The organism is Brevibacterium sp. XM4083 (assembly GCF_006489205.2).
GTDB lineage: Bacteria > Actinomycetota > Actinomycetes > Actinomycetales > Brevibacteriaceae > Brevibacterium.
In genome coordinates, this window is record NZ_VFYR02000002.1 from 562956 (window position 1) to 578082 (window position 15127).

Annotated in this window: 12 protein-coding genes and 4 tRNA genes; 1 reads left to right on the top strand and 15 read right to left on the bottom strand. The window is 67.1% G+C overall.

Translation table 11 applies throughout. The features are described 5' to 3' along the window. Positions 1 to 50: 50 nt before the first annotated feature. The 13 genes from FJ887_RS08370 to FJ887_RS08430 all read right to left on the bottom strand — a co-directional run bounded on the left by FJ887_RS08370 (position 51) and on the right by FJ887_RS08430 (position 12475). Positions 51 to 2123: an HNH endonuclease signature motif containing protein gene (locus tag FJ887_RS08370; protein WP_171006927.1), complete on the bottom strand. Its 2073-nt coding sequence runs from the start codon at positions 2121 to 2123 to the stop codon at positions 51 to 53. Positions 2124 to 2774: 651 nt separating this feature from the next. Then, positions 2775 to 3371 (bottom strand): crossover junction endodeoxyribonuclease RuvC, encoded by a 597-nt coding sequence (gene ruvC / locus FJ887_RS08375; RefSeq protein ID WP_137823939.1) that lies wholly within the window; start codon positions 3369 to 3371, stop codon positions 2775 to 2777. Beyond that, positions 3371 to 4123, bottom strand: coding sequence for a YebC/PmpR family DNA-binding transcriptional regulator (locus FJ887_RS08380; protein ID WP_137823938.1), 753 nt, complete (start codon positions 4121 to 4123; stop codon positions 3371 to 3373). The genes ruvC and FJ887_RS08380 overlap by 1 nt, the downstream gene beginning before the upstream one ends. 307 nt (positions 4124 to 4430) lie before the next feature. Then, the gene (locus tag FJ887_RS08385; protein ID WP_137823937.1) at positions 4431 to 4910 is read right to left on the bottom strand and encodes an NUDIX hydrolase; all 480 of its coding nucleotides are present in this window, start codon (positions 4908 to 4910) and stop codon (positions 4431 to 4433) included. Continuing rightward, entirely contained in the window at positions 4897 to 5517 is a 621-nt protein-coding gene (gene pgsA / locus FJ887_RS08390; RefSeq protein ID WP_140954953.1) for a phosphatidylinositol phosphate synthase, read from the bottom strand. Before pgsA ends, FJ887_RS08385 begins: the two co-directional genes overlap by 14 nt. A 4-nt stretch (positions 5518 to 5521) precedes the next feature. After that, positions 5522 to 7588, bottom strand: a complete 2067-nt coding sequence (locus FJ887_RS08395; protein WP_137823935.1) for an alpha/beta hydrolase family protein — start codon at positions 7586 to 7588, stop codon at positions 5522 to 5524. Beyond that, entirely contained in the window at positions 7585 to 8133 is a 549-nt protein-coding gene (locus FJ887_RS08400) for an HIT family protein (RefSeq protein WP_249356370.1), read from the bottom strand. The genes FJ887_RS08395 and FJ887_RS08400 overlap by 4 nt, the downstream gene beginning before the upstream one ends. A gap of 74 nt (positions 8134 to 8207) precedes the next feature. Further along, positions 8208 to 10214: a threonine--tRNA ligase gene (gene thrS / locus FJ887_RS08405; protein WP_137823933.1), complete on the bottom strand. Its 2007-nt coding sequence runs from the start codon at positions 10212 to 10214 to the stop codon at positions 8208 to 8210. A 244-nt stretch (positions 10215 to 10458) separates the two neighbouring features. Further along, the gene (locus tag FJ887_RS08410) at positions 10459 to 11823 is read right to left on the bottom strand and encodes a DUF4190 domain-containing protein (protein ID WP_140954952.1); all 1365 of its coding nucleotides are present in this window, start codon (positions 11821 to 11823) and stop codon (positions 10459 to 10461) included. A gap of 266 nt (positions 11824 to 12089) precedes the next feature. Then, positions 12090 to 12161, bottom strand: a tRNA-Val gene (locus FJ887_RS08415). A gap of 38 nt (positions 12162 to 12199) precedes the next feature. Continuing rightward, positions 12200 to 12271, bottom strand: a tRNA-Val gene (locus tag FJ887_RS08420). Between the two features lie 34 nt (positions 12272 to 12305). Next, positions 12306 to 12376: transfer RNA gene (locus FJ887_RS08425), tRNA-Cys, on the bottom strand. Positions 12377 to 12402: 26 nt separating this feature from the next. Continuing rightward, a tRNA-Gly gene (locus FJ887_RS08430) sits at positions 12403 to 12475 on the bottom strand. Between the two features lie 134 nt (positions 12476 to 12609). On the opposite strand from FJ887_RS08430, the gene FJ887_RS08435 reads away from it, so the two are divergent. Continuing rightward, entirely contained in the window at positions 12610 to 13089 is a 480-nt protein-coding gene (locus FJ887_RS08435; RefSeq protein WP_249356327.1) for a TIGR02611 family protein, read from the top strand. A 27-nt stretch (positions 13090 to 13116) separates the two neighbouring features. On the opposite strand, the gene zapE is transcribed toward FJ887_RS08435, so the two are convergent. Both zapE and era read right to left on the bottom strand, forming a co-directional pair. Beyond that, positions 13117 to 14142, bottom strand: coding sequence for a cell division protein ZapE (zapE, locus tag FJ887_RS08440; protein ID WP_137823929.1), 1026 nt, complete (start codon positions 14140 to 14142; stop codon positions 13117 to 13119). Positions 14143 to 14190: 48 nt separating this feature from the next. Continuing rightward, positions 14191 to 15126 (bottom strand): GTPase Era, encoded by a 936-nt coding sequence (era, locus tag FJ887_RS08445; protein ID WP_137823928.1) that lies wholly within the window; start codon positions 15124 to 15126, stop codon positions 14191 to 14193. Position 15127: the final 1 nt, after the last annotated feature.

Consider the following 15127-nt stretch of genomic DNA (forward strand, 5'->3'; position numbering starts at 1 on the left):
CATCCGACATGCCCGGGCGTGCGGCACACTCGTCCCCTCGAGCGGGCCGCTCACCACAGACCTCGATCCCCGGGACCAGGATCATCGTCACCGGTGGCATCATCACCGGTGGCTTCGCCTCCCGGCGACATCTCTCCGTCGACTGCGCCGCCGACGGCAACGCCGCCCGTGGCGCCGCCATCGGTGGCGCCACCATCGCTGCAGTCGTCGATGCCCCAGCCCGGTCCACGCGCGACTCCCGATTCGGGCACACTGCCCCATTGCTCCGAATCCGCGTCGCTCCCCCGCATCAGCTCCGGCCCACAATGCTCCGCGTCGACGCCGACGTCGGCGGCGGTGAGCGGCGAATACGGAAGGTCGGCGAAGAGTGAGTCGACGGCATCGTCGGTGACGAATCGTGCATGGAGGATCGGTCGCCGTTCGATGTCGATCGAAGCCGGTGGTATCCATGCGGCACGGCCGTCCTTGAGCATGATCGTCTCCCACTCGGATCTGTCGATGAGGTGGTGGTGCATGCTGCAGACGAGGGTGAGGTTATTGAGGTCGGTTCTGCCGCCGAGCGCCCACGGGAAGACATGGTGCGCGTCGCACCAGCCCGGTGGAGTCTCGCATCCGGGGAAAGTGCAGCCTTTGTCTCGCGCGCCGAGGATCGCCAGCTGACGGGGAGTCGCATGCCGCTGTTCGGTCGCCAGCGCCATCGACTTCGCCTTCTCGGTCATGAGATGGAAGAACACCGTGCCGTTGAGGCCCTCATCGGCGGCGAGGTCGATCGGGAAGTCGGCTTCGGCTCCCGTCGTCGCCCGGCCTTTCCCCTCGGCGAGGTTCTCGGCCGTGGCGGTGACGACGAGGGCGAACGGCGCTCCCCTGCCGACCCGACCCATTTCGGTGTGGGAGATCAGTGTCGAGAAGCGTTCGTACATGAGATTCTGCACTGTGCCCTGTTCGCTCGAGGTGTCGGCGAACGTGCCGTCGGCGCGGACACCCCAGCCGCGGGGGTTCTCAGAGCCGGGTCCCGACAGCTGCGGATTCGCATCGGCCGGCAGTGGCCTGTCGGTGATGTCTCCGGCGAGCACGCTGTCGAAGAGCTCGAGCATCTGTTCGCCCTCGACGCGGAGGTCATCAGCGGGTCCACCGCCAGGACCTGTCGGATCGTGTGCACTGCCGTCACCGGATCCACCGTCGAGACCCGTCGTGGCGTCTGCGCGACTGTCACCGGTCGTGGCGCCCGCTCCGGTCGGACTGTCCGCTCCGGACGAGTCGCTTTCGCCGGTCGGACTGTCCGCTCCGGTCGAGTCTCCCGCTCCGGTCGGACTGTCCGCTCCGGTCGGGTCATCGGCTTTGATCCGCGAGGTCAGCCATCCCTGAATGATGCCACCGGTGATCGGGTCGAGAAGGCCGCTGAGGTCCCAGTCGCCGTCGTGGCGCTGCCGGACGTTGACCTTGTACTTCGAGCGGTCGTGGAAGTCGGTCGGCTCGGTGCCGTCGGGATCGACCCGGTCGAGCATGGCGGTGAAGATCCGCCGGAGGTCGGAGACGCGGACGCTCGGAGCGCGTTCGACGAGTTTGCCCTCGATCCGTTCGCGCACCTCAACGCCGAGCCAGAAGGGGACCTCGTCGAGGCATTTTCCGATCATCGCCGCCTGGCTCGACGAGAGCGCTCCGGACTGCAGACCGGCCGCGACGATCGGATACTTCGGCGGCCGCGACTGCCCAGTCAGGTCGACCCGGTTGCCGAGGTTCTTCGCCAGCTCGGTGCGGCGGTGTGCCTCGGTGCTGCTGAGTTGGAGTTTGTCCTGCACCAGCGCCTTCGTCGATTTCGCCCCGTAGTCCTTGGGTGTTCCGACGCGTTCGAACACCGACAGCGTCACAGCGTGGAGCGAATCGACAAGACGGCTGAGCGCTTCGACTCCCCTCATCACGGTGATGGCCTCGTCGGGTCCCATCGGGCGTCGGAAATCGCGGAGTTCGGCTTCGAGTCGGGTGATCGCCGCGATGCTGTCGGTCACTTCGGGAACCGAGTCTCCGAGGTCAGCCCACTGCTCCTTCGAGAGCATCGGATGAGGAGAGTCCGCCAGGGAGGTGTCACGGTGCTCGTCGACGGCCGCTTGGAAGGGGTTGTCCATATCGGACACACACGGTCGCGGTGCACCGGCGGCGTCCATGTCGTTGCGCGCGGATTGAGGTGAGCCGACTCCCTCGACGCCGGTGGTGCCCCCTGACTCGCCCGCAGCGGTCGATGAGCCATTCCCTCCGCCGTCGCCTCGGCGAACCTCTCGGGCAGAGAGTCCAGCGTCTGCAGGGACAGTAAGCGAGTGATCGCAGGCCGAAGGATCAACCGCAGAGAAGTCAGGCGCCGCGACCGCGTCCATGCTGCCGAGCGTCTCAGCCAGCCCATGACCGCTGAGATCCATTCCGGCCGCTTCGAGCTGATCGCGAAGTGATCGTGGGGCCGTCGAGCCCTTCTTGCCGCGCGACCCGGGCCGCGTCTTCGATGCGTCTGCACGCGCGCCCGACTCTTTGCCACGGGAGCCATCATCCCGGTGGTTCTGCGGTCGTTCCGGCGTGAGCGTCATGATCTCGGCAATCTGTCCGTCAACGGTGATGTTGTGCGGTTGCCTCTATTCTAGATGTCACGGACATCACATGTCTATAGTTTCGTTCGATTTTCTCAACTGATTTTCGAAGACATTCGGGGCAGTTCTATTCAGTCGAAAAGCGCGCTGCTCACCAGTGACGATGGCGTGAAGAGCGCGGAGTGGAACTTGTTCCGAAGCTCACTTCGCATTGCGCAGTGCACGGGCCCACTGTTCTTGGGCTCTGGTCAGCCCACTCCCCTGCCGGCCGCCGCCCTTGCGCTCGGTGAGGTCCTTGTTCATGCCTGGCGTCGACTGGGCACTGAGCGCTCCTCGCCAGGAGTGGCAGATCGCGATGGCCAGCGCGTCGGCGGCGTCGGCGGGCTTGGGCGGCGCGTCGAGTCCGAGGATGCGGGTGACCATGTTCGTCACCTGCTTCTTGTCCGCCCGTCCGGAGCCCGTGATCGCGGCTTTGACCTCAGACGGCGTGTGCATGGCGACAGGGATCCCGCGGCGCGCGGCCAACCCCATCGTCAGGCCCGAGGCCTGCGCGGTGCCCATGATCGTCGAAACGTCGTTGCGGGCGAAGACCCGCTCGATCGCGACGACATCGGGACGGTGCGTGTCCAGCCAGGTGTCGAACGCCTCGGCGAGGGACCCCAGCCTCAGGTCCACGGAATCCGCGGACGGGGTGCGGAAGACGTCGACGGCGACCATGGCGGCCTTCCTGGCCGGCAGGGTGTCGATGACGCCGAATCCGCACCGGGTGAGGCCGGGGTCCACGCCGAGGATGCGCATCAGGCGTCGAGTTCTGCGAGAACCTCGTCGCTGACGTCGGCGTTCGAATAGACGTTCTGCACTTCGTCGCTGTCTTCGAGGGCGTCGATGAGCTTGAACACCTTGGTGGCGGTGGCCGCGTCGAGGCTGACCTTGAGTCCGGGGACGAACGAGGCCTCGGCGGAGTCGTAGTCGATGCCGGCGTCGACGAGCGCCGTGCGCACCGCGACGAGGTCGGTCGCCTCGGAGATGACCTCGAAGGTCTCCCCTTCGTCGTTGACCTCTTCGGCGCCGGCTTCGAGGGTCGCCTCGACGATGGCGTCCTCATCGGTGCCATCGGCCGGGACGACGATGACGCCCTTGCGGTTGAAGTTGTACGACACCGAACCGGGATCGGCCATCGAACCGCCGTTGCGGGTCACGGCGACGCGCACTTCGGAGGCCGCACGGTTCCGGTTGTCGGTGAGGCACTCGATGAGGAGTGCGACGCCGCCGGCCGCGTAGCCTTCGTACATGATCGTCTCGTAGTTGACCGCTTCGCCGTCGAGGCCGCCGCCGCGCTTGACCGCGCGGTTGATGTTGTCTGCGGGCACCGAGTTCTTCTTCGCCTTCTGGATCGCGTCGAAGAGAGTCGGGTTGCCGTCGGGATCAGGTCCACCGTTGCGTGCGGCAACCTCGATGTTCTTGATCAGCTTGGCAAACAGCTTGCCGCGCTTGGCATCGATGGCAGCTTTCTTGTGCTTAGTCGTTGCCCATTTGGAATGACCTGACACTGGTGTTCCTTCCTATAGATGAAGCCCTTAGATTCTATACGCCCCAGCGCCCGCGCGCCGAAACCCGTCGCGGTGCAGTCGTTTCCCGCCGAGGCGGTGGAGGCGATTCCCGCGGACGTGCGGTTGTCTCCCGCGAAAGTGCGATCGATTCCCGCCGAGGCGGTCCGGCTGACTCCTGCCCCGGTGCAGTCGCGCCTCGGCTCAGTCGCTTCCCACCGAGGCGGTGCCGACGGCATCGCCATGAACCGGCACCGTCATCGCCACAGATCGACCCCGCAACCGCTCCGGACCGGCGACGCGGCCCCGCTCAGTCGATGACGAGGGGGACGTCGGGCACGGTGCCGACGGCGGCGAGCTCCATGAGGCTGAGCAGGTTCTTCGGGTAGATCGTCTCGGTCGTCGCCATGAGCTCGTCGCGGGACCACCAGCGGAACTCGAGCAGGCTGCGCTTCTCGATGTCGGTCCACACGGCGTCCTCGAGTTCGATGTCCTCACTCGTCCGGTAGGCGAAGTACGTCTCGAGCTGCCGCAGCTCCTTCTCGGTGAAGTGGAAGACCTCGTCGCGGATAGCGAGCGGACCGATGAGGTCGCCGGGTTCGCATTCGAGGCCGGTCTCCTCGGCGAGTTCGCGGGCCGCGGTCTGCGCCGGCGATTCGCCCATCTCCGAGCCGCCGCCCACGGTCATCCACCACTGATGGGTGGGCGTGAGCAGGTCCTGGGCCCTGATGAGGAGAACCTCGTCGCGCTCATTGAGCAGAACGACCCGTGAAGCTTTACGCGGTTTCATGGTTCTCCAGGAGTTGACGGCGGACAGACGAAATTCTTTGCAGGATAGTGATGCAGCAGGCGATCATCAAGACGCCCAAGGCGACCGTCAGAACGATATCGGGAAGTCCCATTCCCACCAAGCCGGTGACGATGAGTGTGACCAACAACCGGTCGGCGCGCTCGGCGATTCCGCCGGACGCGTGGACGCCGAGGCCCTCGGCCCGCGCCCGCACATATGAGACAAGCGACCCTGTCACCAGGCAGCCGAGGGCGAGGAGTGCGGTGAGCGGATCATCCGCACCGAGGAAGAACCACAGTGCGAGACCGACGAACACGGCGGAGTCCGCGATGCGGTCGAGCGTCGAGTCGAGGAATGCGCCCCACAGGCTCTTGCGCCCCATCTCCCGGGCCATGATCCCGTCGAGCATGTCGCAGAAGACGAAGACGGTGATGACGACCGTGCCCCAGAACAGGTGCCCGAGCGGGTAGAAGATCAGCGCGCCGGCGCTCACCCCGAGCGTGCCGATGAACGTCACGGCATCGGGGGTGAGCCCGAGGCGCAGGAGCAGCCTGGCCAGGGGACGGAAGAGTCGGGTGAATGCCTCGCGGGCGATGGTGTTGAGCATCGGGTCAGCGAACCGCCGAGGTGGTGAGCGGGCGATCGACGGTCGTGCAGTCGGCCTTGGGGGCCCGCAGGCGCTGATCCCACCAGTCGAGGATCGCATCGAAGCGCTGCCGGCGATGTCGCGGCTGCCCCGAGCGCGAGAGCTCATGGTTCTCACCGGGGAAGATGAGCAGCTCGGTGACGACTCCGGCCCGCTGGAGCGCGGCGTAGTACTGCTGTGCCTGTTCGAGCGGGCACCGGAAGTCGAGTTCGGAGTGCATGACGAGCGTCGGGGTGCGCACTTCAGCCGCGTGGGCGAGCGGGGACTGCCGGGCGATCGCCGCGGCATCACGCGAGGTGTACTCCTCGGTGAAGAAGCGTCCGATGTCGGAGGTGCCGAGGAAGCTGTGCGGGTCGAGGTATCCGCGTTCGACGATCGCCGCGGCGAAGCGGTGGTCGGCGGCGATCGTCATCGCCGTGAGATACCCGCCGTACGATCCGCCCTGCACGCCGAGGCGGCTGGCATCGAGGTCGGCATCCGCGGCCAGTGCGTGGTCGAGGACAGCGAGGACGTCGGCCATCGCCGGGGCGGCCATATCGCCCTGCACCGCGGTGCCCCACGTGCGCGTCCGTCCTCCCGAACCGCGCGGGTTCGCGTAGACGACGGCATAGCCCGCCGAGGTGAGCACCTGAGTCTCGTCGAACCAGCCGTGCGTGTACTGCGCGAACGGTCCGCCGTGGATGTTGAGGATCACCGGGAACGGGCCCTGCCCGGCGGGTTTGGCGAGCCATCCGGTGACCGTGCCGCCGGGACCCTCGACCCGGAGGACCTCGGGACGCACCGAGGCGGCCGGAGCGGGATGCTCGAGCACGACGGTGGGAACCGGTGCCCCGGACGACTCTCGAGCGGCGTCGACGTCGACGCGCAGCAGTGCGGCCGGTGTCGTCGGCGTCACCGCGGTGACGACCGCGGTGCCGTCGGCGACGTCGAAGCCCGTGACGACGGTGACGTCGTCGGTGAGGAACACGAGATCGTCGAGAGCCGCCTCGGTGCCGGTGACGGCCGACTCATCGATCACAGCCGAGCCATCGGCCCCGGCCGACCCTTCGAGCACATCATCGAGGCGGAGGCCGGCCAGACGTGTCGCACCGTCGGAGTCGACGGCGAAGACGACGGTCCCGGCGACGATCTGCGGTGGGATCTGGGCGACGGCGACCGTCTCGGGATCGGTCAGCCGCTGCGTCGTCCCGGTGCGCATGTCGTGGACGAAGAGACCGGGCATCTGCCCGACGAAGTCGAGTTCGTCACGGGTGAGGTCGCTGCCGACGAGGAGGATCCGGTCGGCGTCGATCCACCGGTGGAGGCTCACACTCATCCGCGGCAGCTCGAGCGGGGTGGGTCCCTTCGCCCCGAGCAGCCACACGGTCGAGCGCAGGTCGGGTGCGCCGTGGTCCGGATGAGTCGCGGCGACGACGCTCATGTGCGCGCCGTCGGGCGAGAACTGCGGGTCGTGGACATCGGAGTCCGGGGTCGTGAGCATCGTCGAGAGCGGCACCTCGTCGGAGCCGGCGATCCCCGACTTGCCGAGCCCGGGTTCGATGAGGTCGACGAGGAACGCCCGCGCGGGACGATCCTTGACGTATCCGAGACCGTTGGCCTGATACGCCGCCGAGGTGATCCGCCGCGGCGCCTCCTCGTCGGCGGGAATGTCGTCGTCGGTGCCGTAGCGGCCGGGTTCGGGCACCCGGGAGATGTAGAGGACGCGGCCCGTGGCATCGTCGAGGGCGAATTCGGAGACGCCGAGGTGGCGATCGGTGATCCGGTGCGCCGTCGTCAGGGTGGGGCCGGCGAAGAGCTGGGACCGCTCGCCCTTCTCGGCACTGAGGTAGGCCGCCCATGCCTCACCGATCTGCGGTGAGGTGTCGCGCCACGCGTGGGTGAGGCGGCGCGGGGAATCGGCGCCGACGGCGAAGAGCTGGGAGAGGTACGAGTTCGATTCGAGGTCGGGACGAGAGATCGCGATGATCGTCTCATCACCGGCGGCGACGGGTGTGGCGTACTCGGCGAGCGAATCGAGATCTTCCGGGTTCATCGGTTCCATTCCTTCGACAGTGCCGCTCGCACATCGGCGTGCACCTGCGGCAGGGCCTTCGTCTGCGCCACGATGGGCAGGAAGTTCGCGTCTCCACTCCACCGCGGGACGACGTGCTGGTGCAGGTGCGCGGCGATCCCCGCTCCGGCCACCTCGCCTTGGTTCATCCCGAGGTTGAAGCCGTCGGGGCCAGAGACGGCCCGGATGACCTCCATCGCCTTCTGCGTGAACTCCGCGAGCTCGACCGTCTCCGCCGGTGTCAGCTCCGTGTAGTCGGCGACATGACGGTACGGGCAGATGAGCAGGTGACCCGGGTTGTACGGGTAGAGGTTGAGCACCGCGTAGACGGTCTCACCGCGGGCGACGATGAGCGCCTCCTCATCGGACTTCTTCGGCGCAGCGCAGAACGGGCACTCGGCGGGACCGGAGTCCTTCGGCTTGTCCTGTCCCCCGATGTAGACCATCCGGTGCGGTGTCCACAGCCGCTGGAAGGCGTCGGGCACGCGCGGGAAGCCCTCGGCGGCTTCGATGTCGGACAGGTCCATGCCCAGCGCGGGATCCGGACGGTCCCCCGCGCCGAGGTGGTGGTCCGGGTCCGCGGCCTGCTCGCCCTCGCTCGTCATACCTGGGCCTTGGTCTCGATCGCCTCGGTGATCCGGGCGATCGCCTCGGCGACGGGCACGCCGTTGTCCTGGGTGCCGTCGCGGAAGCGGAACGACACGGCCCCGGCGTCGCGGTCCTCACCGCCGGCGATGAGGACGAAGGGGACCTTCGACTTCGAGGCGTTCCGGATCTTCTTCGGGAAGCGGTCGTCGCTGTCGTCGACCTCGACCCGCACGCCGGCCGCGCGCAACTGGTCGGCCACCTCGGTCAGGTAGTCGTTGAACTCCTCGGCCACGGGGATCGCGGTGACCTGGACCGGCGAGAGCCACACCGGGAAGGCCCCGGCGTAGTGTTCGGTGAGGACGCCGAGGAAGCGCTCGATCGAGCCGAACTTCGCCGAATGGATCATCACCGGCCGCTTGCGGGTGCCGTCGGCGGCGACGTATTCGAGGCCGAAGCGCTCGGGCTGGTTGAAGTCGAGCTGGACCGTCGACATCTGCCACGTGCGGCCGATCGCGTCGCGGGCCTGGACGGAGATCTTCGGGCCGTAGAAGGCGGCGCCGCCGGGATCGGGGACGAGTTCGAGACCGGATTCGGCGGCGACCTGCTCGAGCGTCGCCGTCGCCTCGGCCCACTGCTCGTCGGAGCCGATGAACTTGTCCTTCTTCTTCCCGTCCTCGTCGCGGGTCGAGAGTTCGAGGTAGAAGTCGTTGAGGCCGAAGTCCCGGAGCAGGCTGAGGACGAAGCCGAGGAGGTGGCGGATCTCGGCCGCGGCGTCCTCGACGGCGACGTAGGAGTGGGAGTCGTCCTGAGTGAGGGCGCGGACGCGGGTGAGGCCGTGGACGACGCCGGAGGGCTCGTCGCGGTAGACGGTGCCGAACTCGAAGAGGCGCAGCGGCAGGTCGCGGTAGGAACGGCCCCGCGAGCGGTAGATGAGGTTGTGCATCGGGCAGTTCATCGCCTTGAGCCGGTACGGGGTGCCCTCCTTGACGATCTCGCCCTCCTCATCGCGGACCTCGTCGACGAGCATCGCCGGGAACATGTTCTCCCCGTAGTAGGGCAGGTGCCCCGAGGTGTAGTAGAGGGTCTCCTTCGAGATGTGCGGGGTGCCGACGTAGTCGAAGCCCTCGGCGATGTGGCGGGCGCGGACGTAGTCCTCCATCTCCCGCTTGATGATGCCGCCCTTGGGGTGGAAGACCGGCAGACCGGAGCCGAGCTCCTCGGGGAACGAGAAGAGATCGAGTTCGGCACCGAGCTTGCGGTGGTCACGGCGCTCCGCCTCGGCGAGGCGGTCCTGGTAGGCCTTGAGATCGTCCTTCGACGCCCACGCGGTGCCGTAGACGCGCTGCAGGCTCGCGTTGGCCTGGTCGCCGCGCCAGTACGCCGCCGAGGAGCGGGTGACGGCGAATCCGTTGCCGATGAGCTTCGTGTTCGGCAGGTGGGGGCCGCGGCAGAGGTCCTGCCACACGACCTCGCCCTTGCGGTCGACGTTCTCGTAGACGGTGAGTTCGCCGGCGCCGACCTCGACGGCCGCCGACTCGTCGTCACCGGCGCCCTTGTCGGAGATGAGTTCGAGCTTGTACGGCTCGTTCGCCATGCGCTCACGCGCTTCGTCCTCGGTGACGACGACCCGGTTGAAGGTCTGGCCGGACTTGACGATCTGCGCGGCCTTCTTCTGGATGGCCTTGAGGTCCTCGGGCGTGAATGGCTCGGCGACGTCGAAGTCGAAGTAGTAGCCGTCGGTGATGTAGGGCCCGATGCCGAGCTTCGCATCGGGGAAGAGATCCTGGACGGCCTGCGCAGTGACGTGCGCGGTCGAATGGCGGAGGATGTCGAGCCCCTCAGGGGAATCGATGGTGATCGGGGCGATCGCATCGCCCGCGGAGAGTTCGCGACTGAGGTCGGCCGGCTCTCCATTCAGCCACATCGCCACCACCGCGCGGTCCGTGGAGAAGATCTCCGTCCCGGTCATGCCCTGAGTCCAGGGGATGCTCTGGCCCGCGCAGTCGATGCTGTCTGCCACTGAATTTCTCCGTTTCGTTGTGCTTGTCTCGCGGTGCGGGCCTGGGGCGCGGCCAGTCTCTCAGGACGGGCCTGCGCGCACGCCGCTCTTAGAGTCTAGTCCCTCAACGGGACTGCAGAATCAGTTGGGCGGCAGTCGTCCGACTGCCGCCCAACTGATGGGGTGAACAGGGTCGCACCGAACGGTGCGGGATCCCCGACAGCGCGGCTGTCCGGGACACCCGAACCGTGCGGCGCTGCTGGGCTCAGGCCTTCTTGAAGGTGAACTCCGTACCGGCCCCGAGGTCCTCGATGAGGGAGAGGGTGAGCTCGACGCCATCGACCTCAGCGGCCGGAACCGCATAGGCGAACTCGTAGGTCTGCTCGCCGCCGGCCGGCACCGGCTCGTCGAAGCCGAGGATGCCCTGGTACTGGGATCCGTCGAACACTTCCTGGTAGGTCGCGCCGGAGCCGTTGGTCGCGCTCAGCAGGGTGAGGCCCATGTCGACGTCGGAGCTCGAGTTGTTCTTCACCGTCATCGTGACGACGGCGATCTCACCGTTTGTCGATTCGGCGCCGATCGCGGTGTCGCTCGCAGTGTCGGAGGTGACGGAGATCGCGGCCGTGACATCGGTGCCGATCTCGACCTCGCCGCCCTCGACGGGGGCTGCCTCAGCAGAGGAGTCGTCGGTGCTGCCGGAGTCGGGCGATTCGAGGCCCGGATCAGACGGGTCCATCGGTGCCGGAGCGGTCGGCGAGTAGCTCTGGATGCCCTCGTTGACCGCGCTGCCGATCATTCCGAGGCCGATGATCGTCGCGATGATGACGATGATCGAGATCACGACTCCGACGAAGCCGAGGATGAGGCCGGTGAGGGTGAGGCCTTTGTTGTTCGCCTGCCCCTTCTTGATCGCCGAGAGGCCGATGAAGCCGAAGATGATCGCGGCGACGGCGAAGAGGAAGCCGATGCCGAATACGAAGCCGAGGACGACGCCGACGATGCCGCCGATGAGCGCGAGGATGCCCCAGATGTTCTTCGAGGTGTTGTTGCCCGACCCCGATGAGTAGGTGCCGTAGGAGGCGTTGGGGTTCGCCGGGGTGAACTGGTCTCCCCCGCCACCGCCGGCTGCCGCGTAGGAGGGCTGCTGGCTGTACTGGTTGGCGTCGTAGCCCTGACTCTGGCCGTACTGGTTGGCGTCGTAGCCCTGGTTTTGTCCGTAGCTCTGGCCGTAGCCGCCCTGAGAGCCCTGCGCGTTCTGGTCGTAGCCCTGACCGTAGTTCTGGTTCTGGTCGTAGCCCTGGTTCTGGCTATAGCCGCCCTGCGCGTTCTGGTCGTAGCCCTGGTTCTGGTCCTGGCCGTACTGCTGCTGGGAGCCGTACTGCGGGGCCTGGTCACCGCTGCCGTAGGAGGGGGTGTCATTCGAATCGTAGGCGCGCGTGGCATCGTTCGCGCTGTCGTAGGAGCGGGTGTCGCCCGAGCCGTACTGCGGGGCCTGATCCCCCGAGCTGTACTGAGGCGCCTGGCTGCCATTGTCCTCAGCCGATCGGCTCTGATCGGCAGACGAGTTCTGGTCAGAGTTGTCGTTGCCCGAACCGCGGTTCGGGTCGTACGGATTCTGCGGGGTAGACATAGTTGCTCCGAAGTCCTTGTCGATGTTTGCTGTGATTAGCGTACAAGCACAAGAGTAGCGGTCGCCCGCCTCATTCGTGGCAGAACTGACACACATTCTCACCGGTGAGGACGACAGGTCACGCGGACACGACGACGTGCCGCGGCAACGGCGCTCGACAGCACGACGGCGGGGACCGCGGGAGGCCCCTGCGAGCACGGACCTCGAGGAGTCGAGCACTGGAGTGAATGCACGAAACCCCAGACCTAAGTCCGGGGTTCCTGTTGTGCGCGATACTGGGATCGAACCAGTGACCTCTTCCGTGTCAGGGAAGCGCGCTACCGCTGCGCCAATCGCGCTCTATTCATTTGTTGCACCGGAACCGTAATGGTCCCTGTGCGCGATACTGGGATCGAACCAGTGACCTCTTCCGTGTGAAGGAAGCGCGCTACCGCTGCGCCAATCGCGCCGACTCACCGACAGTCAGACTGTCGAGGAATCCGAGGTGGCGACGGGATTCGAACCCGTGTATACGGCTTTGCAGGCCGCTGCCTCGCCTCTCGGCCACGCCACCGCCAAGGCAGTGCCATGACGCCTCCGAGCGGATGACGGGACTCGAACCCGCGACCCTCACCTTGGCAAGGTGATGCTCTACCAACTGAGCCACATCCGCGTTTCGCTGCCTGGTTTCCCTGGCAACGAGATATAACTCTATACGCAGCCGGCCCCGCACGCAAAATCGATCCGCGGTGATCGTCGTCACAGCTCCCGATCAAGCTTTCAGGCTGGTGAGGTTGAATGTGCTGTGTGAGCGAACGATCCCCCGTCAAGCGCCCGAAGGGCTGGCTGTCGCGTCATCACAAGCACGGGAGGCGCCCGTGGAGACAGTGCCGACTGGGTTACCTCCGATGGCGGCAGAGCGTCGCCGCCAACCCCCACGTCGATCGCCTCTTCAGACTCATCGTCGGCGGCGTCGGCACGCTCATCGTCATCTTCGGCCTCATCCTCGTGCCCCTGCCGGGGCCGGGCTGGCTCATCGTCATCATCGGTCTCTTCGTCATCTCGACCGAGTTCCACTGGGCCAGGCATCTCCTCCACTTCGTGCGGGTGCGCGTCGAGGCGTGGACGCGCTGGATCATGCGGCAGCCGCTCTGGGTGCGCTGGACGGTCGGTGCGCTGACGGCGGCCTTCGTCGCAGTCATCGTGTGGCTCGTCCTCAGACTCATCGGCATCCCGGACTGGGTGCCCGACCTCGGCGGACTGCTCGAGTTCCTCCACCTGCGCTAGGCAGACGATCCCGTGGCGGGAGGCCCCTCAGGCCTCCTCGGTCTCCGGGGCCGAGAGCGCGGTGAGGCGCGAGAGGCAGCGCATGTACTTCTTGCGGTAGCCGCCGGCCAGGGACTCCTCGGTGAAGACCTTGTCGAGGCGCTCACCGGAGTTGATGATCCGCACGTCGCGGTCGTAGAGGCGGTCGACGAGGGCGACGAAGCGCAGCGCCACGCTCTCGTTGTCGATCGTGCGCACGTCGTCCCACACGGCGGCGTCGATCCCGTCGACCATACGGCCGTACTTCGAGGGATGGACGGTCGCGAGGTGGTCGAGCAGAGTGGAGAAGTCGTCGCGGGCGACGTTGCCGGACAGCTGCGCCGCCGCCGCGTCGAGCTGCTCGGGGGTGAGCGGTTCGGCCGGGGCCGTGAGACCGCGGTGCCGGTAGTCCTGGCCGTCGATCCGGTAGACCTCGAACTGGTCGGCCAGCGCCTGGATCTCGCGGAGGAAGTCCTGGGCGGCGAAGCGCCCCTCGCCGAGCGACCCCGGCAGGGTGTTCGACGTCGCGATGATCTTCACCCCGGCATCGGTGAGCTCGCGCATCAGCCGGGACATGAGCACGGTGTCGCCCGGGTCGTCGAGTTCGAACTCGTCGACGCAGACGAGCTTCATCTCCTTGAGGTCGTCGCGCGCTTTGACGAAGCCGAGCGCTCCCACGAGGTTCGTGTACTCGACGAAGGTGCCGAAGGTCGCCGGCTTCTCATTGGCATGCCACGCCGAGGCGAGCAGGTGGGTCTTGCCGACGCCGTAGCCGCCGTCGAGGTAGACGCCCTTCGGACCGTCCTTGCCCTTGCCGAAGAGCTTGCCGAAGAACCCGGTCGACCGGTCGGCGGCGACGAACTCCTCGAGTTTGTTCCGCGCCTCGGCCTGCGAGGGCTGGGCGGGGTCGGTGCGATAGCTCGCGAAGGAGACGTTCTCGAACTGCGGGGGCGGGACGAGTCCGGCGATGAGTTCTTCGGGGGCGACCTTCGGGTTGCGCTCACTCAGAGAGGTCAGAGTCTGCTCGGCATTCACTCGCCCAATTCTATGGCAGGCGTCGATGCGGGCCGACCGGGCCCCGGCTCAGCTGAAGTCGAAGCCGAGGCGCCCGAGCTGCTTGGGGTCGCGCTGCCAGTCCTTGGCGACCTTGACGTGGAGGTCGAGGTAGACCTTCGTGCCCAGCAGCGCTTCGATGCCGCGGCGGGAGACCGAGCCGATCTCCTTGAGCCGCTTGCCGCCCTTGCCGATGATGATCGCCTTCTGGCTCGGGCGCTCGACGTAGAGGTTGACGTGGACGTTCCACAGCGGGTTGTCCTCGCTGCGGCCCTCCCGCGGGTACATCTCCTCGACCTGCACGGCGAGCGAATGCGGGAGTTCGTCGCGCACACCCTCGAGGGCGGCCTCGCGGACGAGTTCGGCGATCATCACCTCCTCGGGCTCGTCGGTGAGCTCACCCTCGGGGTAGAGCGGCGGCGAGACCGGCAGGTGGCTGGCCAGCACCTGTCCGACGGTGTCGACCTGGAAGCCGTCGACCGCGGAGACGGGGACGACGTCGGCGAAGTCGGCGAGCTCACCGACGGCCAGGAGCGCCTCGGCGACCTTCTCCTGGCTCACCGTGTCGACCTTCGTCACGAGCGCGACGATCGGGGTCCGGCCGTCGAGCAGCGCGAGCTGGGAGGCGATGTAGCGGTCACCGGGCCCGATCGGCTCGTCCGCGGGCAGGCAGAAGCCGATGACGTCGACCTCGGAGAGCGTGGCGACGACGAGGTCGTTGAGGCGCGAGCCGAGCAGGGTGCGCGGCTTGTGGAGACCGGGGGTGTCGACGAGGACGAGCTGGTAGTCGTCCTCATGGACGATGCCGCGGATCGTGTGCCTCGTCGTCTGGGGCTTCGCCGAGGTGATCGCCACCTTCTCCCCCACGAGCGCGTTCGTCAGCGTCGACTTGCCCGTGTTGGGGCGGCCGACGAAGCACGCGAAGCCCGCGCGGTAGTCCTCCGGGTAGTCCGTGCGAAAGTCCATC

Coding starts and splice junctions, on each gene's coding strand:
- FJ887_RS08410 (WP_140954952.1), bottom strand. CDS start 11,823: ATGTCTACCCCGCAGAATCCGTACGACCCGAACCGCGGTTCGGGCAAC.
- FJ887_RS08370 (WP_171006927.1), bottom strand. CDS start 2,123: ATGGACAACCCCTTCCAAGCGGCCGTCGACGAGCACCGTGACACCTCC.
- FJ887_RS08395 (WP_137823935.1), bottom strand. CDS start 7,588: ATGAACCCGGAAGATCTCGATTCGCTCGCCGAGTACGCCACACCCGTC.
- pgsA (WP_140954953.1), bottom strand. CDS start 5,517: ATGCTCAACACCATCGCCCGCGAGGCATTCACCCGACTCTTCCGTCCC.
- era (WP_137823928.1), bottom strand. CDS start 15,126: ATGGACTTTCGCACGGACTACCCGGAGGACTACCGCGCGGGCTTCGCG.
- FJ887_RS08385 (WP_137823937.1), bottom strand. CDS start 4,910: ATGAAACCGCGTAAAGCTTCACGGGTCGTTCTGCTCAATGAGCGCGAC.
- ruvC (WP_137823939.1), bottom strand. CDS start 3,371: ATGCGCATCCTCGGCGTGGACCCCGGCCTCACCCGGTGCGGATTCGGC.
- FJ887_RS08400 (WP_249356370.1), bottom strand. CDS start 8,133: ATGGACCTGTCCGACATCGAAGCCGCCGAGGGCTTCCCGCGCGTGCCC.